This window comes from Stenotrophomonas sp. TEPEL (genome assembly GCF_004348785.1).
In the GTDB taxonomy this organism is placed as follows: domain Bacteria; phylum Pseudomonadota; class Gammaproteobacteria; order Xanthomonadales; family Xanthomonadaceae; genus Stenotrophomonas; species Stenotrophomonas indicatrix.
Window position 1 is genome coordinate 2,009,960 of record NZ_QQXJ01000001.1, and the last position, 17,670, is coordinate 2,027,629.

Below are 17,670 nucleotides of genomic sequence, written 5' to 3' on the forward strand. Positions count from 1 at the left end.
CAGCGTACCTTGGTACCCGTGCCCAGGCGCGGGCGATTTGCTAACCTCGGCTGGACATGCCGACCCTGCTCATCGCCGATGACCACCCCTTGTTCCGCGCGGCGCTGCATCGCGCCGCCGAAGAGGCGGTGGCTGACCTGCAGATCAGCGAGGCCGATTCGCTGCACGGCGTGCTCGAAGCGATCGAGAGCACGCAGATCGATCTGATGCTGCTGGACCTGCACATGCCGGGCAACCACGGCCTGGCCGGACTGGCGACCATACGTGCGCTGCAACCGGGCTTGGCGATCATCATCGTTTCGGCCAATGAAGAGCCGCACGTGATCCGCCGCGCCATCGACCTGGGGGCAGCCGGGTACCTGCCCAAGAGCTCGGGCTTGACCGACCTGCAGTCCGCACTGCAGACCGTGCTGGAAGGTGAGCGCTGGATACCGGCGCTGCTGCGCGAGCCGGTGGCGCGGGTGGCGCCCTTCAGCAAGGACGCCGATCTTGCCGCGCGCTTGTCCAGCCTGTCCGCGCATCAGTACAAAGTGCTGAGCCTGGTGGCCGAAGGGCTGCTCAACAAGCAGATCGCCGACCGGCTGGGCGTGCAGTTGCGCACGGTCAAGGCACACATGACCCGCATCATGGGACGACTGGGCGTACGCAATCGCGCGCAGGCCATCCGTGTGCTGCACGAGATGGGGTTGACCGACCCATCCCGGCAGATCGAAGACGCGCAGGACGCCTGATCCTTCGTCAGGTCCTTTCCGTGCTGGCCGTTGCCAGCAGATGGTTGATCGCCCAGCGCAGCGCCAACGGCTTGAAGGGCTTGTTCAGCAGTGACAGGCCCACACTGCGCACCGCATCGCGCGTGTCGCTGCCGGTATCGGCGCTGAGGATCACCGTCGGCCGCGCGCCATGCACGGCGACAAGGCGCTTCCACAGTGCGACGCCGGTATCGCCCTCATCAAGGTGGTAGTCGAACAACCACAGTGCCGCTTCATGTGCGGATGCACCCAGCCCAGCGACATCGCGCGCCGCGATGACATCGCAGCCCCAGGCAAGCAGCATCAGCCGCATTGCCTCCAGCGCCTCCGCATCGTTGTCGACCACCAGCACGCGGATGCCCTTGATGCTGCTGTTGCCAGCGGCGGGCTCAGTGCGTGGGGCCTCAGGCGGCGCTGCACGCGCCACGGTGATGGAGAATGCCGAGCCGCGATTCAGTTCGCTTTGCAGTTCCAACGGTGCATGCAGCAGGTCGGCAATGCGGTGCGCGATGGTCAGGCCAAGACCGAGGCCCTGGCCATTGCTGCGGTCGCCACGGTGGAATTCCTCGAACACCACGGCTTGTTGCTCCGGCGCGATGCCGGGGCCGCTGTCATGCACGCCGATCGACAGTGCCTGGCCGTGCCGGCGAACGCCCAGCAGAACGCCGCCACGGCGGGTGTAGCGGATAGCGTTGGCCAGGAAGTTCTGCAGTACGCGGCGCAGCAGCAACGGGTCGCTGTGCACCCACACGCGGGTGCGCACATGGCGGAACTGCAGGCCGCGCGCCGCGGCCAGCACCGCGAACTCCTGCGCAAGCGGCTCCAGCACGGTCGACAATGCGAACGGGCGCGGATCGGCCACCAGGCCACCGGCTTCCAGTCGCGAAATATCCAGCAGGCCCGACAGCAGATCGTTGGTGGAATCCAGCGCGCCGCGAATCTGGCGCAGGAAGCTGTCCAGGAATTCCGATTCGATGTGCTGCGACATGGCGTCGGTCAACAGCTGCGCCGCATGCAGGGGCTGGATCAGGTCATGGCCGACCGCGGTCAGGAAGCGGGTCTTGGCCACGTTGGCCCGCTCGGCTTCAAGCACCGCCTGCTCCAGCCGGGCCGTGCGGTCCTGTACGCGACGCTCCAGGGTTTCATTGCTGCGCTTGAGCGCGTTCTCTGCCCGCCGGAACGCGGTGACATCGGTGAAGGTGGCCACGTAGCCGCCACCGGGCATCGGGTTGCCGCGGATCTCGACGATGGTGTTGTCCGGGAAAATCCGCTCGGAGAGATGCGGCGTGCCGCGCCGCATGTGCACCACCCGCCGCTGCAACGCCTTGTCGCGCGAGTCACCAGGGGTGTCGCCGATCTTCAGCTGTCCCAGTGCCCACGCCGTCAGGTTCGACACCGGTTGCCCCACCTGCAGCAGCTCCGGCGGGAACTTGAACAGCGCGGCGTAGCGGCTGTTCCAGGCCACCAGTTGCAACTGCGCATCGACCACGCTGATGCCCTGGCTCATGTTCTCCAGGGCAGCCTCCAGCAGGCGCTGGTTGAAGCGCAGTACCTGGGTGGCTTCACCGACCGCGCGGGTAACGGCGTCCAGCGGCGCTGCGCCACCATCGCGTGCCGCCTCCACCAGCAGCCGCGCCATGCCTGCACCGACCACGGCGGTCAGTTCGCGCTCGATGGCGGTCACCCGGTCGTCGTCCAGCAGCTGCCCGGCATGCCCGTCCATCAGCTGCCGTGCCCGTTCCTGGCCGAGGAAGCGACCAGCTGTCTTGCGCAACGATGCAGCGGCCACCGCGTCGCGCTGGCGTGGCATCGGTGGACGCACTGCACGCGACACCAGCACCACCGTCACCAGGTTGACGGCCAAGCTGGCGCCCATGCTGATGGCGATGTGGCCCGGCTGCATGCGCAGCGAAAACATCGTCAGCCAGTGCAGTCCGTCGGGACCGGCCGACGCCAGCGGGGCAGGGAGCACCATGGGCAGCAGCACCAGCCACAACCAGACCAGCGAGCCCAGTACGATGCCGGCGATGATGGCCGGGGAGGGCGTGCGCGGACGGTACACCGCCAGCAGCACCGCCGGTGCCAGCTGCGAGAGCGCGGTGAACGACATCAGGCCGAAATCGCTGAGCGCCTCGGTGCCACTCATCGCACGGCTGTACAGCCACGACATCAGGAACACGGCGAGGATGCCGGCGCGCCGGAAGGCCAGCACCCGCGGTCGTAGATCCGCGCCGGTGTTGAAGCCATTGACCCCGCTCAGCAGGCGCGAGCCCACGCCGTGGTTGCCGAGCATGATCGACAGGGTCAGCCCGGACAGGATCATCATGCCGGTGGCGGCACTCAGACTGCCCAGGTATGCCAGCAGTGCCAGCAGGTGATGGCCGCGCTCCTGCGGCAGGGCCAGCACGTACAGATCCGGCGTCATCGAGGGCGGCAGCTGCGCGGCACCGGCCAGTGCCATCGGCACCGACGGCAGACCGATCAACAGCAGGTAGACCGGAAACAGCCAGCGCGCCGTCTTCAGGTCCGATGACTGGCGCAGCTCGACCACGCCTACATGGAACTGATGGGGCAGGGTGAACGCGGCCATGGCACCGAGCGCCACCATGGTCAGGTAATCCGGCACCACTGCCGGCGGCGGCAGGTGCGCCATCTTCTCAAGCAGCGGCGTGCCGGCCTTGTGCACCGATAGCGCGGCATACAGGCCAATGGCCAGCAGTGCCGTCAGCTTCAACAGCGATTCCAGGCCCAGCGCGACCACGATGCCGCGGTTGTGCTCGGTCGCCGACGCCTTGCGTGCACCGAACAGGGTGGTGAACGCCGCCATCGTCAGCGCGAACCAGAACGACACGTCCAGCTGCCAGCCAACGGGTGCGAACTGGTCACCGAGCAGGGCGGCAAGGCCCTGGCTGACCGCTTTCAGCTGCAGCGCGATGTAGGGAATGATGCCGAACAGCGCGACCAGGGTGATGGTGATGCCCAGCCCTTGGTCGGCGCGCAGGCGCGCGACCACCAGGTCGGCGATGGTGGCACTGTTGTGCTGCTTGGCCAATCGGCCCAGCCGCACCAGGAACGGCAGGCCGAAGGCAAAAATGAGGGCCATGCCGATCAGTGTCGGCGGAATCGGGAAGCCCCATTGCACGCCCTGCGAGGCAGCCCCGTAGTAGGTCCACGCCGTGCAGTGCACGCCCAGTGACAGCGCGTAGATGGCTGGCCATACCTTCGACAGCCGATGCCCCTGGCGTTCCCCCCACAGGGCGACGCCGAACAGCAGCACGGTCCACGCGATGCAGGCGAACAGGACGATGGAGGGCGTCAACATCGCTCCAGTGTAGAGAGAACCGCAGCCGGCGGGCAGCCGGCCCGCCCCGCGCGGGACGACGGTGCGGCGCTAGTCGGCGAGCACGATCAGCGACAACTGTTCGGCGACCACGGCTGTCTCGCCGCCGGGAACCACTTCCACGGTCTTGTGCTGGGTCAGCAGCCACTGCCCGGGCCGGCGCGCCTCCAAGGACATCAGCTGCGAGCGCACCCGTACCTCGGAACCGCTCGGCACGGGCGCCAGGAAGCGGACCTTGTTCAAGCCGTAGTTCAGTACGTGGGCGATGCCGGGAAAACCGGCCAGGGCCGCCACGTCGTCCTCTACGGTAAGCGAGAGCAGAAGGAACCCATGGGCGATGGTCTGCCCGCCCGGCAGGCCGGTCTGTGCGCGGGCCGGATCGGTGTGGATCCAATTGTGGTCACCGGTGGCTTCGGCGAAGGCATTGATGCGCGACTGCGCGATGCGCGTGCTGCCGCTAAGCCGCTCGCTTGCCGCCCATTGGTGCAGGGCCTGCAGGGCAGCAGGCAGCGCATCCCTCGACACGCCGGAACTCATCGCACGCGACCCAGCAATGCCAGGATCGCGTCACGCGCCTCGGGCTCGGACAGCATCGGCGCATGGCCTACCTCCGGTACTTCAACGAGGCGGGCGTTGGGCGATGTGGCGGCCATCTGCTGCGCGACATCGGCAGGCAGGATGTCCGACAACGCTCCGCGGACCACCAGCACCGGCACCCGCGAGGTCAGGCCACGCACAGCGCGCCACAGCACCGGGCGCAGCAGCCACAACACCCACGGCCGCGTGGTATGGATCACCGCCGGGTCGTAGTCCAGCTCCAGCAGGCCATCGCTGCGCTGGCGGAACGTGCGTACGGCCATCGCCCGCCAGTCGTCGGTGGTGAAGCGCGGAAACGCGGCCTTGCCGATGGATTCCACATAGGTCGTGGCCTGTGCCAGGTCCATCGGTGGCACGGACTTGCCGGCGTACTTGCCGATCCGCGCCAGCGCTTCGCGCGGCACCCTGGGGCCGGCATCGTTCAGAACTGCCGCGGCGATCAGCCCGGGCGCACGCGAGGCCAGGGTGATGGTGACCAGCACCCCCAGCGAGGTGCCGACGAATACCGCCTTGTCGATGTTCTGCGACCGCAGCAGCGCCACCATGTCGTCGGCATAGGTGCGCGGGTTGTAGCTGGACGGGTCCGATGCACGTTCCGAACCTGCGCGTCCACGCAGGTCAACTGCGATCACCCGCCAGCCGACGGCGGTCAGCGATGCGGCCAGCGCATCGAAGTCGGCGCCATTGCGGGTCAGGCCGGGAATGCAGACCACGGTGCCGCGCGCCGGCTGCGCGCCTGCAGGAGCATGGTCACGCGCATGCAGGCGCAGGCCATCGTCACTTTTCCAGTACAGATCATCGTAAGACGGTGTCATGCAGAAGCTTCCTAGAAATCGTAACGGACGCTGAGGCTATATTGGCGCGGCGGCCCATAGAAACCAATCAGCGTGCCGACCGCCGGAATGTTGTAACCGGTGGTACGGTATTCCTTGTCGGCCAGGTTGGTGCCCTGCAGCGAGAAGGTCCAGGCGTCGTCGAGCTTCCAGATCACGCCGGCATTGACCAGCCCGTAGCCGTCCTGGCGGATCACCGGGCTCAGATCGGTGGTCGGCCATACTTCGCTCTGATAGCTGTAGCTCACCCGTGCGGACAGGTTGTTGCCATTGGCCAGGTCGGTGCGGTACTCCACGTTCAACGCGCCCGAGAAGTCCGGTGCGTTGGTGAACTTCATCTGCTTGGCCACGTTGACGCCACGGTCCATGTACTCGTCATACTTGGCATCCAGCCAGGCCAGGTTGCCGGAGATCAGCCAGTGCTGGCTGGGCAGGTACTGGTACTCGATTTCCAGGCCGTTGATGGTGCCGGCGCCGGCATTGGTGAAATCGCCGAAGAAGGCATCGTCGACGCCGTCGCCATTGGTATCGATGCCGGTGAACACCGACAGCTGGATGTCCTTGTACTTGTTGTGGAACGCCGACAGGTTCAGGAACAGGCGCTGATCGAGGAAGGCCATCTTGCTGCCGATCTCGAAGCTGTCGACCGTCTCGTCATCGAACGGCTCGGCCGAGCGTGGCACCGCAACGGCATTGGCGCGGATGTTGTAGCCGCCCGACTTGAAGCCACGCGTGGCCAGGCCGTAGACCATGATGTCCGGGCTGATCTGGTAATCCAGCGACACCTTGGGCGAGACGTTCTTGAAATTGGTCTTCTTGTCGAAATCGGCGGCGACCGCGATCGGACGGGTGAACGTCGCATCAGAGTAGAAGCGGTTGAGCACGATCGCGCGCTTGTCCTCGTCGGTGTAGCGGGCGCCGACGTCCAGCTTCAGCTTGCTGGTCAGGTCGAACGTCCAGTCGGCGTACAGCGCGATGCTGTCGGTCAGCACCTTGCCGCGGGTGTCGCCGAACTGCAGGTTGAAGAAGTTGTTGCGGATCTGTCCGCCGGCCTCGCCACTGAACTGGTACAGGCCCACCACCCCCCGCACGCGGCCGCCGGCATCATAGTTCAGCTGCACCTCGTTACTCACCTGGTCGTCATGGTAAGTGCCACCTACATCGGCCAGCTTGACCGGCGTGCTGTCGAAGTCGATGTTCGCGTCGCTGTCCGACCCGCGCTTGGCCACCACGTACTTCAATGCAACGTCTTCGCTGGGCCGCCAGTTCACCGTGGCCGAGGCGCCCTTGGTCTCCACACTGTTGAGGTTGCGCATGCCCGAGCGTATGTCGTAGCGGTCATCCATCGGCGGGTAGGCGCGCACGAACGGGTTGGGCGCCAGCATCTTCGAGCCACGCATGCCGGACTGGTCGTCGATCCAGTCCAAAGCGAACTGCACGTCGAAGTCGTCGCCCGCATACGCACCCAGGTTGAAGCGTGCAGCATTGATCTGCTTGTCACTGACCGGCTGGTCGGTGAAGGTGTTCTCGCCGAAGCCGTCACGATTCATGCTGGCCACCGCCACGCGCGCGCGCAGGCCGCTGTCGGCCCCGCCGATCGGGCCGCCGATCGCCGCCTTGGCGTCCAACTGGCTGTAGTTGCCGACGGTGATCTGGGCGAAGCCTTCGGTCTGGGTGGGCAGGCCGCGCGAGATGTACTTGATGGCACCGCCAATGGTGTTCTTGCCGTACAGCGTGCCCTGCGGACCGCGCAGCACCTCGATGCGCGAGACATCGAACACGTCCAGCAACGCGCCCTGCGGACGGGCGATGTAGACGTCGTCCAGGTAGATGCCCACGCCCGGGTCAGCGCCCCAGGTAGGGTCGGACTGGCCGATGCCGCGGATGTAGGCGGTGACCGTGCTGCTGGCGCCGCGCGCCGCGTAGATGGTCAGGTTGGGGACCTGTCCATCAAGGTCGCTGATGTCCTGGACGTTCATCTTGTCCAGGGCTTCGGACGTAAAGGCGGTGACGGCAACCGGAACCTCCTGCAGGGTTTCCTCGCGCTTGCGTGCGGTCACCGTGATGCTGTCCAGGTTGGTGGCCGAAGCGGTGCGGGCGGCTGCCGGCGCGCCCTGCGGTGCGTCCTGCGCCAGAACCGGCCCGGTGGCCAGCAGTGTGCCGATCATCAGGCTCAAGCAATTCCGTTTCATTCGGTCCTCCCCCAAGGCATGTACGCGGCGAATGGCCCATTGCCACCCATGGACGCTAGGCTAGCGGCGCGGTTGCGCACCGGCGAGTGGACCTAGGTCCAGTCGGCAGCGGTCGCCAGATCCGGATACTGGGCGCGTCCCCACCCGGAAGCGCCGTATGTCGTTACTGATCGTACTTGCAGCGCTGGCCTTCCTCATCCTGGTGGCCTATCGCGGCTACAGCGTGATCCTGTTCGCGCCCATCGCCGCGCTTGGCGCAGTGCTGCTCACCGATCCCTCGCTGGTGGCACCGATGTTCACCGGCTTGTTCATGGACAAGATGGTTGGCTTCCTCAAGCTCTATTTTCCGGTGTTCCTGCTGGGCGCGGTGTTCGGCAAGCTGATCGAACTGGCCGGCTTCTCCCGCTCGATCGTGGGCGCGGCGATCCGCTTGTTCGGACCGCAGCGGGCGATGCTGTCGATCGTGCTGGTGTCGGGCCTGCTCACCTATGGCGGCGTGTCATTGTTCGTGGTGGTGTTCGCGGTCTATCCGTTCGCGGCCGAGATGTTCCGCCAGAGCAACATCCCCAAGCGCCTGATTCCGGCCACGCTGGGGGTGGGCGGCTTCAGCTTCACCATGGACGCATTGCCGGGTACGCCACAGATCCAGAACATCATCCCGACCACGTTCTTCGGCACCGATACCTGGGCGGCTCCGGTGCTGGGTACGCTGGGCAGTGTGTTCGTGCTTGCGGTAGGCATGGCCTACCTGGAGTGGCGCCGTCGCGCGGCGGTGCGCAGTGGCGAGGGCTACGGAGACCCGGCCACGCTGGTGAACGAGCCGGCACCGTTCGCAGGCACGCATCTGGCCCACGCGGGCATCGCCGTGCTGCCGCTGCTGCTGGTGTTTGTGTCCAACAAGCTGTTCACCCTGGGCATACCGCACTGGTACGGTGCGGAGCACAGCTTCGTGCCGTCGATCATGGGCAGCGCCGCGCCGGTGGTGCAGGGCGTGGCGAAGATCACCGCAATCTGGGCCGTGCTGGGGGCGCTGCTGGTTGGCATCCTGTCGGTGCTGGCGCTGGCCTGGCGCTCGGTGGTCACCCAGTTTGCCGAGGGCACCCGGGCGGCGATCGGTGGTGCCGTGCTGGCCGCCATGAACACCGCATCGGAATATGGCTTCGGCGCGGTCATCGCCGCGTTGCCGGGCTTCATGGTGGTGGCCAATGCGCTGGGGGCGATCAAGGACCCCCTGCTGCATGAAGCGGTCACCGTAACCGGTCTGGCCGGTGTCACCGGCTCTGCATCGGGCGGCATGAGCATCGCCCTGGCGGCGATGTCGGAGACCTTCATCGCCAACGCGCAGGCTGCCGGCATCCCCATGGAGGTGCTGCATCGCGTTGCCGCGATGGCGTCGGGCGGCATGGACAGCCTGCCGCACAACGGTGCGGTCATCACCCTGCTGATGGTCACCGGGCTGACCCATCGCCAGGCCTACAAGGACATTTTCGCAGTGACCATCATCAAGACCCTCGCGGTGTTCGTGGTGATCGGCATCCACTACGCCACCGGCTGGGTTTGACAGCGGCGTCGCAGCACCCTCTGGAAGGTCGGTCCACGAGGATTTCCGGTACCACTTCATCCACGACTCACGCATGAGGATCTGGTCATGAAATCTGGAATCGATTCAATCAAGGCGCTGATGCTGCTGCTGTGCACCTGGCTGGCGACCACGGGCGCCGCCTCTGCGGCAGACCCACCCGGGCATTGGGACGTTGGCCTGTACGGCAATCTGTTCGGCGCCCGCGAGTACCAGGTGTGGGTGCCGGCCGGCTACGACGAAACGCGGCCACTGCCCCTGTTGCTGGTGCTGCACGGCTGCGTGACCGGGCCGAACCTGATGGGCGAGGCCTCCGGCTTCAACGAGGTCGCCGACACCGAAGGCTTCATCGTGGTCTACCCGCGACAGAACGTAACCTCCAACCCCGCACGCTGCTGGAACTGGCAGCTGCCGATCAACCAGGCGCGCGACAGTGGCGAAGCCTCCATCCTGGCCGGCATCGTGGACAAGGTGAAAGCGGGCTACAGCATCGATCCGCACCGGGTGTACGTCACCGGCATTTCCGCCGGCGGGGCGATGACTTCGATCATGCTGGCCTGTTATTCGGATGTGTTCGCGGCGGGCGCGATCCACTCCGGCGGCATGTACAAGGGCGCGACCACGATTTCCGGAAGCGCCTATGCGCTGTTGGCCGGCAGCATCTACTCACCGGACAGCAACGGGCGGCTGGCGTGGCAGTGCTCGGGCTCGCCGTCGCCGCGGCCGATCCCGGTGCTGGTCTTCCATGGCACCGCCGACGCCACGGTGAACCCGATCAACGGACAGCAGGCCGTGCGCCAGTTCCTGCAGACCAATGACCTGGCCGACGATGGCCTGGACAACGACTCGGTGAAGTACGTGCCGACCAGCACCTTCCACGGCCAGGTGCCGGGTGGGCGCGCCTACACGGTTGACTCCTACACCTATGGCGGCAGGACGCTGGTGCAGCACTACGTGGTGCAGGGAATGGGGCATGCCTGGAGCGGCAGCCAGTCCGGTTTGCCGTTCACCGATCCCGAGGGGCCGGATGCCACGTTGATTACCTGGCTGTTCCTGAAGGATCAGCAGCGCTGAGTGTGGGGGCACAGGAGCAGGGGAGGCGGCGCCAGTGTGGGAGCGGTGGGCTCCCGCACTGGCGCGCGGCCTTTGCCTCGTAGCATCGAGCCGACGGGACGGCTAGGCCGCGTGCTAGCCTTGTCAGCGGGAAAAACGCCTGACAGGGGGGCATTGTGATCCACGCGAATCTCACTTTTGCGGTCGTGATCGCATTGGCGTTACCTGTCGAGGCGTCAGCGCACAGCGGCGGTCTCGACAAGAACGGCTGCCATACCAATCGAACAACGGGCGACTACCATTGCCATCGAGGCGGCCCGGTTGCACCTCGCAACTTCGACGCACCCCGCAACAATTTCACCCCAGGGCGTGCGCGCGGATCAGGCGCATTCGCAAACTGCGCCGAAGCCCGCGCAGCCGGTGCGGCACCTGTGCGCCGTGGAGAGCCTGGATATGGGCCCCACCTTGATCGTGACAATGATGGGGTTGGGTGTGAGCCCTATCGTGGGCGCCGGTGAGGCGGGGGTACGGTTGCACGTCAGTGGTGCACGCTCGCTGGCAGCCGAGTTGAAGATGAATTGCAAGAAGGTGGGGGCACCCCCCACCTGCATTGACTGGAGATCACGCACTGGGCAGGGCGCCCGCAGGCGCGCCGTCCCGCTTAGCCGCGGGCCTGAAGCTCGTCGCGGATGATCTGTGCGCCTGCGCTGAGCGCGCGCAGCTTGCCTCGTGCCACGTCACGCGTCAGCGGCGCCATGCCGCAGTTGGTGCTGGGGTAGAGCTTGTCAGCATCCACGAACTGCAGGGCCTTGCGCAGCGTGTTGGCCACTTCTTCCGGCGTCTCGACCGTGCTGGACGCCACATCGATGGCACCGACCATCACCTTCTTGCCGCGCACCAGCTCGATCAGGTCAATCGGCACGTGCGAGTTGTGGCACTCCAGCGAGATGATGTCGATGCTGGACGTCTGCAGCTTCGGGAACGATTCTTCATACTGGCGCCATTCCGAGCCCAGCGTCTGCTTCCAGTCGGTGTTGGCCTTGATGCCGTAGCCATAGCAGATATGCACCGCGGTTTCGCACTTGAGCCCTTCGACCGCGCGCTCCAGTGCAGCGACGCCCCAATCGTTCACTTCGTCGAAGAACACATTGAAGGCAGGCTCATCGAACTGGATGATGTCGACGCCGGCTGCCTCCAGCTCCCTGGCTTCCTGGTTGAGGATCCCGGCGAACTCCCATGCGAGCTTTTCGCGGCTCTTGTAGTGCGCATCGTAGAGCGTGTCGATCATGGTCATCGGGCCCGGCAGCGCCCACTTGATCGGCTGCGTGGTGTGCCTGCGCAGGAACCTCGCGTCCTCCACGAACACCGACTTCGGACGACTCACCGCACCCACTACGGTGGGCACGCTGGCGTCGTAGCGGTCGCGGATGCGGACGGTTTCGCGCTTCTCGAAATCGACACCACTGAGGTTCTCGATGAACGTGGTGACGAAATGCTGCCGTGTCTGCTCACCATCACTGACGATGTCGATGCCTGCATGCTGCTGCTCCTGCAGGGACAGGCGCAGGGCATCCTGCTTGCCCTCCAGCAGCTCTTCATCCTGCAGTTTCCAAGGCGACCAGAGCTTCTCGGGCTCGGCCAGCCAGGAGGGCTTGGGCAGGCTGCCTGCGGTGGAGGTGGGGAGCAGTTTCTTCGTCGACATTGCGTCTTGTGTCCTGAGGGGCGAATGGAAAAGCGGTGGATCAGCGGGCGGCCCACTGCTCAAGCACGGCGCGGTACGGCTTGATGAAGTGCTCTTCGGTGAACCGGCCTTGCTTGACGGCCAGCTGGCTGCGCTCTTCGCGGTCGTAGACGATGCGGGTGGACGAATAGTCCTGGTGCTTCAGGCTGGGCTGGTAGACCTTGCCCGCTACGGAATTGGCGTTGTAGATCTCGGGGCGGTAGATCTTCTGGAAGGCCTCCATCGTGCTGATGGTGCCGATCAGTTCCAGGTTCGAGTAGTCGCCCAGCAGGTCACCCTGGAAGTAGAACGCCAGTGGCGCGACGCTGCCTGGCGGCATGAAGTAACGCACCTGCAGCCCCATCTTGTCGAAGTACTGGTCGGTGGGGGAGAACTCGCCTTGCCGATACTCGACGCCCAGGATGGGATGGTGGTTCTCGGTGCGATGGTAGGTCTTGCTGCTGGACACGCTGATGCAGATCACCGGCGGCTTGCTGAAGTGCGCACGGTAGGCGTCGGACGCCAGGAAGTGCTTGAACAGCTTGCCATGCAGATCGCCGAAGTCTTCCGGAATGCCGAAGGTGGCCTTGCCTTCGTTGCTGGCGGGCAGCACGACGCTGAAATCGTAGTCGCGGACGTAGGAGGAGAAATTGTTGCCGACGATGCCTTCGGTACGCACGCCGGTACGCGTGTCGACGATGGTCGGCCGCAGCACCTCGATCAACGGGAACGTACCGCTGCCGTCGCTGCCATCGATGTGCATCTCCACCGAGATGATGTCCAGCTCGACCGCGTAGCGATCCGCGCTGGGGTTGTCCCAGTGCGCCAGATCGTTGAAGCGGTTGTTGATCATGCTGATCGTGTTGCGCAGGTTTTCCCGGCGGCGCTCGCCGCGGGCCAGGTTGGCGAAATTGGTGGTGATACGCGTACCGTCAGCGGGCTGGTAGTCCTCGTTGAAGGGAATACGGGTGATGCTGAAGGTGAAGTTCTCGGTCGTCATGGGCGGCGTTCCGGGTTGCGGGGGTGACATCCGAATGCAGGTCGCTGGCATTCGGCATTCAGAGGACTGCAGCGGCCTCGGTAACGGCAGGTGCTGCACGATGGGAGAGGGCAAGCAGCGGCATCGCTCGCTGCACCGCCAGCCGCGCCCGCTGCATCAGGGCCTCGTTCTGCACGCAGCCGTCGGCGAAATCCTTGTCGGTTGCGTAGACACCCAAGGGCAGGGTCCGCGCCTGGAAGAAGCTGAAAAGCGGTCGCAGCTGGTGGTCGATCACCAGTGCGTGGCGTTCGCTGCCGCCGGTGGCGGCCAGCAGGATCGGGGTATCGACCAGCGCGTCCTGGTCGATGAAATCGAAGAAGTGCTTGAACAGGCCGGTGTACGAACCGCGGTAGACCGGTGTAACCACCACCAGCACATCGGCACGCTCGACAGCGGCCAACTGCCGCTCCACGGTTTCAGGCAACTGCGAGCGCCGCAGCGCACCGGCCAGTTGCGGCGCCAGTTCACCCAGTTCAATCAGGTGCTGATCGCAGGGGACGCCTTCGCCGATCAGGTCCAGCAGGTGCTCGGCCAGGGTCGCGGCCCTTGAGGGGCGCTGCAGCCCGCCGGAAACGGCGACGATACGGAGGGGGCGGGTCATCTCTTCGCTTCAGCAGGGGAGGGGCGGCTCCGGGGTGACCTGCAGGAGCGCAGTCCTGCGTGCCGGCTGGGTAGCCGCGCTGGCAGGGATCCGAAGGCATGAGCCGATGCTAGCCAGCCCTTCCCATGACGTAAAATGGTATTACTTCACCAATCCATGAGTGAGATTCATCGTCATGTTGGAGCGGATCCATCTCAGCATCGTGCAGCAGGTCGAGCAGCAGGGGTCGCTCACGGCCGCCGCCGGCGTGCTGAACCTGACCCAGTCAGCCCTGAGCCACAGCATGAAGAAGCTGGAGCAGCAGTTGGGCACCAACGTCTGGTTGCGCGAAGGCCGCAGCCTGCGCCTGACGCAGGCGGGCCAGTACCTGCTGGCGGTGGCCAACCGGGTGCTGCCGCAGCTGGACCTGGCCGAGGAACGGCTGGGCCAGTTCGCGCAGGGCGAGCGTGGCGCGCTGCGCATCGGCATGGAATGCCACCCCTGCTACCAGTGGCTGCTGAAGATCGTCTCGCCCTATCTGGCCAGCTGGCCCGACGTCGATGTGGACGTCAAGCAGAAGTTCCAGTTCGGCGGCATCGGCGCCCTGTTCGGCTATGAGATCGACCTGCTGGTCACGCCCGACCCGCTGCTGAAGCCGGGCCTGAAGTTCGTCCCCGTCTTCGATTACGAGCAGGTGCTGGTGGTGGCCAAGGGCCACGCGCTGGCGTCGGTCGAGTACGTCAAGCCCCGCCAGCTCAGCCAGGAAATACTCATCAGCTATCCGGTGCCGTTCGAGCGCCTGGATATCTACAACCAGTTCCTGCTGCCTGCCGGGGTCACGCCCCGGCGCCACAAGGCCATCGAAACCACCGACATCATGATGCAGATGGTGGCCAGCGGTCGCGGCGTGGCCGCCATGCCGCGCTGGCTGGTGGAGGAGTACGCCGCCCGGATGGACGTGGTGCCGGTGCGTCTGGGTGCGCGGGGGATTCCCAAGCAGATCTACCTGGGCGCGCGTGAGGCCGATACCGGTATCGATTACCTGCAGGCATTTGTCGAACTGGCACGGAACAGCTCCACAAGCGCCGGCAACCTGCGTGGTGCCGGCTGATGTCAGCAGGCGTTGGCCGCATGGAGCCACTGGCGCAGACCTTCGTCAACGCCTTTTCATTGGAAGTCAGTGCCAAGGCCATGCCTGCGTTGCGCGCCGAAGCCTCCCGCATTGCACGGGGGACGACGATCTCCATTCCCTACCTGCCGAGCGAGGACGATGCTGCGCGACTGGCGGCGGCACGCACGGTTCGCGATCTGGGGTTCGAGCCGATGCCGCACCTTTCCGCACGCCGCATCGGCTCGCGGGCGGCGCTTGAGCACTTCATCGAGCGTGCCGTCATCGACGCCGGCATTGAGCGCTGTTTCGTGATCGCAGGCGATCTTGCCACGCCTGCCGGGCCATTCGCCGACAGCACATCGATCATCGAGAGCGGCATTCTCGAGCGCGCCGGCATCAAGGTCGTGGGGGTGGGCGGGCATCCGCAAGGCCATCCGGTGATGACCAGCGCCGAGAGGTGGCGCGTGCTTGAAAACAAGTGCCAGCGTATCGAAGCGCGAGGCATGGCAGCGCTGGTCATCACCCAGTTCGCATTCGACGCCGATATCGTTCTGGCCTGGTTGAATGAACTGCGCGCCCGTGGCATCACCCATCCGGTGCTGGTGGGCGTCCCCGGGCCGGCCAGCATCGCGCGGCTTGTGCGCTATGCAGCCATGTGCGGCGTCGCTGCAAGCACCTCGATGCTGTCCCGCTACGGCATCTCCATCGGCCGCCTGCTGGGAAGAGCCGGGCCGGACGTGTTCGTGGACCGCCTGGCAGAGGGCTTGACCGAAGCCCATGGGCAGGTCAGCCCGCATCTGTTTCCCTTCGGAGGTATCGCACCAACCATGGAGTGGGTGGAGCACTACCGGATGCGTGCAGGCGATGCGTGCGTGGCGCGCTCACCCCTTTCCGATCAACTGCCGTAGCGCGCATGGGCGTGCGCCGCTCCGCGGAGGTCGACCGCGACCGGGTTCGGCATCCATCAGGAATCGCGCCCCTGCCATCGGGTATCCTTAAGAGTCCTTTTCCACCTCCCTTCAAGCGCCTACGCATGGAAGCGACGTCAATGAATGTTCGAACCAGGCGATGGCTCCGCTGCCTCGTAGTGTCGGCCGCGCTGTTGGCCGCAGGCTGCGCCAGCGAGAAGGCCGCAACGAAGGATCTCGGGGCGGAGATCGACGAAGTTGCCGCGACGCTGATCCAGCAGCCGCTGCTTCATTCGACCTCGATCGGCGTCGTGTACCGGGGCGAGGAATACATCTGCCATCGCGGCGACATGGAAACCGGCAAGCCTGGCCCTCCAACCGATGCGACCCTCTACGAGATCGGTTCGTTGAGCAAGACCCTGGCCGGCACCCTGATGGCCAATGCCGTTCTGGAACACAAGGTCAGTCTGGACGACGACGTCCGGCAGTACCTGCAGGGGGACTATCCGAACCTGCAGTACAAGGGCGAGCCCATCCGCATCCGCCATCTGCTGTCGCACACCAGCGGCCTGCCGAACATGCTGCCGGAACGCGCGAACACGGTGTTGGAGGACTTCACCGATCATCGTACGCCCAGCGAACTCAACACCCTCTATGCGCACTACGGCAAGGCTGATTTCTTCAAGGATCTGCACGCCGTCGAGATTGACCAGGCACCCGGCAAGGACTACGCCTACTCCAGTGCCGGAACGGAACTGACAGCGCATATCCTGGAAACCGTCTACAACAGCGACTACGAGTCGCTGTTACGCGGATTCCTTGGCGATTCCGCGGCGATGACGGGTCTCAGCATCAGACTCAGCGACAGCGAAGCGTCCCGGCTTGCGGTCGGCTATCACAGCGACAACCCGATACCGACCACGCCGATGCCACAGCTGCCGTGGGGCGCCTCCGGGAACGTGAAGGCAACTGTCCCGGAAATGGTGAAGTACCTCAGGTTCCAGCTGGCCAACGGGCCGGTGGTAAAGGAGTCGCATCGCCCTCTGCTCACGTTCGATTCGGAGTTCAGCATCGGCTACTTCTGGAACATCGTTTCCGGTGACCGGCTGAAGGGCGTCTACCATGCGCATCATAGTGGCGTACCGCGGTCGCAGTGCTACATCTACATCGTGCCCAAGTACGATCTTGGCATCTTCATCATCACCAACCAGAGCGGCGACCAGACGGCGCGCGCCATGGAGGCTGCGATCGATACGCTGGTCGAAAAAATCGCCGCGCGGGAAGCTCTCGCTGGTAATGATGTTTCCCGATAGAGAGGGTGTTTCCCAGCTGTCCGGTGTGGTGCCGCACAGTGTTGGCAGCCCAGGCAGGAGCATTGCGCATTGATCACCCGCACGTTGAACAGGATTCTACTGCTCGCAGGCTTGGGGCTTGTCATTGCGCCGAACGCCCCGGCAGCAGAATCGATCCGCAACACCGTTCCCAGGCGGGATGAAATCGATCAGGCGCTGGCGCTCGCGTCCTGCAAGGCGGATCGCACCGCATTCCGGGCGTTGGCCCATCAATTGCGTGACATCGCAACCCGCGGGAAGCCATCGGGTGGCTGGCAGCCGATCGCCGGCAAGGGTGGGGGTTACAGCAACGCACTGGGCGACATGCCCGGCGTTGTCGCGGAAATGAAGCTTCCAGCACCGGCTCTGGTCTTCGGTCATCCGTCCACGCGGCTGATACTGTCGCGCAGTTCCGTGGTGGCTGTCTTCGATGCAGCCTTTGCTGCAGACCTCACCGAATCGCTTTCCCTCGATGGGCCGGGGACGCAGGGCGAACCCGGAGGAATGCGGGTGGTCCAGTCAGTACCGGAAGCCCAGGGCGATGGCATTGAAGTGATGGCACTGGTGGCCCAGCGCATCGAGGCCGACCCGATGCCGATCGCCGTGGCCGGGTGTCTGTACTTCACCCGGTGAAGTGT

General features: G+C 65.3%; 15 protein-coding genes. 8 read left to right on the forward strand and 7 right to left on the reverse strand.

Features of this window, described 5'->3' with window-relative positions; all coding sequences use genetic code 11:
* Window positions 1-56: 56 nt before the first annotated feature.
* Window positions 57-731, forward strand: coding sequence for a response regulator transcription factor (locus tag TEP_RS09095; protein WP_132825054.1), 675 nt, complete (start codon window positions 57-59; stop codon window positions 729-731).
* A 7-nt stretch (window positions 732-738) separates the two neighbouring features.
* On the opposite strand, the gene TEP_RS09100 is transcribed toward TEP_RS09095, so the two are convergent.
* From TEP_RS09100 to TEP_RS09115, 4 genes are all read right to left on the reverse strand, one after another.
* On the reverse strand, window positions 739-4,071 hold the full coding sequence (locus TEP_RS09100; protein WP_132825055.1) for a PAS-domain containing protein: 3,333 nt from the start codon (window positions 4,069-4,071) through the stop codon (window positions 739-741).
* A 69-nt stretch (window positions 4,072-4,140) separates the two neighbouring features.
* Window positions 4,141-4,614, reverse strand: coding sequence for a MaoC family dehydratase (locus tag TEP_RS09105; protein WP_132825056.1), 474 nt, complete (start codon window positions 4,612-4,614; stop codon window positions 4,141-4,143).
* Between the two features lie 8 nt (window positions 4,615-4,622).
* Window positions 4,623-5,501, reverse strand: a complete 879-nt coding sequence (locus TEP_RS09110) for an alpha/beta hydrolase (protein ID WP_132825057.1) — start codon at window positions 5,499-5,501, stop codon at window positions 4,623-4,625.
* 11 nt (window positions 5,502-5,512) lie between these two features.
* A complete protein-coding gene (locus TEP_RS09115) occupies window positions 5,513-7,687 on the reverse strand; it encodes a TonB-dependent receptor (protein WP_132826490.1) in 2,175 nt (724 codons plus the stop codon).
* Between the two features lie 181 nt (window positions 7,688-7,868).
* Here TEP_RS09115 and TEP_RS09120 point away from each other — a divergent pair, with 181 nt between their 5' ends.
* From TEP_RS09120 to TEP_RS20010, 3 genes are all read left to right on the forward strand, one after another.
* Window positions 7,869-9,272 carry a GntP family permease gene (locus TEP_RS09120; protein ID WP_132825058.1) on the forward strand — a complete coding sequence of 468 codons (1,404 nt, stop codon included), beginning with the start codon at window positions 7,869-7,871 and terminating at the stop codon, window positions 9,270-9,272.
* An 87-nt stretch (window positions 9,273-9,359) separates the two neighbouring features.
* Complete coding sequence (locus TEP_RS09125) at window positions 9,360-10,364, forward strand: PHB depolymerase family esterase (RefSeq protein WP_132825059.1); 1,005 nt, start codon at window positions 9,360-9,362, stop codon at window positions 10,362-10,364.
* Window positions 10,365-10,549: 185 nt separating this feature from the next.
* Window positions 10,550-10,861: an excalibur calcium-binding domain-containing protein gene (locus TEP_RS20010; RefSeq protein ID WP_132826491.1), complete on the forward strand. Its 312-nt coding sequence runs from the start codon at window positions 10,550-10,552 to the stop codon at window positions 10,859-10,861.
* Window positions 10,862-11,004: 143 nt separating this feature from the next.
* On the opposite strand, the gene TEP_RS09135 is transcribed toward TEP_RS20010, so the two are convergent.
* Genes TEP_RS09135 through msuE form a run of 3 tightly spaced genes read right to left on the reverse strand, consistent with a single transcriptional unit; the run spans window position 11,005 to window position 13,703 of the window.
* Window positions 11,005-12,045: a methionine synthase gene (locus TEP_RS09135; protein WP_132825060.1), complete on the reverse strand. Its 1,041-nt coding sequence runs from the start codon at window positions 12,043-12,045 to the stop codon at window positions 11,005-11,007.
* Window positions 12,046-12,085: 40 nt separating this feature from the next.
* Window positions 12,086-13,063 (reverse strand): DUF1852 domain-containing protein, encoded by a 978-nt coding sequence (locus tag TEP_RS09140; protein ID WP_132825061.1) that lies wholly within the window; start codon window positions 13,061-13,063, stop codon window positions 12,086-12,088.
* 58 nt (window positions 13,064-13,121) lie between these two features.
* Window positions 13,122-13,703 carry an FMN reductase gene (gene msuE, locus TEP_RS09145; protein ID WP_025874527.1) on the reverse strand — a complete coding sequence of 194 codons (582 nt, stop codon included), beginning with the start codon at window positions 13,701-13,703 and terminating at the stop codon, window positions 13,122-13,124.
* 175 nt (window positions 13,704-13,878) lie between these two features.
* Between msuE and TEP_RS09150 the strand changes: the two genes are divergently transcribed.
* From TEP_RS09150 to TEP_RS09165, 4 genes are all read left to right on the forward strand, one after another.
* Window positions 13,879-14,793 (forward strand): LysR family transcriptional regulator, encoded by a 915-nt coding sequence (locus TEP_RS09150; protein ID WP_132825062.1) that lies wholly within the window; start codon window positions 13,879-13,881, stop codon window positions 14,791-14,793.
* On the forward strand, window positions 14,793-15,701 hold the full coding sequence (locus TEP_RS09155) for a methylenetetrahydrofolate reductase (RefSeq protein WP_132825063.1): 909 nt from the start codon (window positions 14,793-14,795) through the stop codon (window positions 15,699-15,701). Before TEP_RS09150 ends, TEP_RS09155 begins: the two co-directional genes overlap by 1 nt.
* Before the next feature lie 140 nt (window positions 15,702-15,841).
* Window positions 15,842-17,014: a beta-lactamase family protein gene (locus TEP_RS09160; protein ID WP_240790666.1), complete on the forward strand. Its 1,173-nt coding sequence runs from the start codon at window positions 15,842-15,844 to the stop codon at window positions 17,012-17,014.
* Window positions 17,015-17,083: 69 nt separating this feature from the next.
* Window positions 17,084-17,665 (forward strand): hypothetical protein, encoded by a 582-nt coding sequence (locus tag TEP_RS09165; protein ID WP_132825065.1) that lies wholly within the window; start codon window positions 17,084-17,086, stop codon window positions 17,663-17,665.
* The last annotated feature ends 5 nt before the right edge of the window (window positions 17,666-17,670 follow it).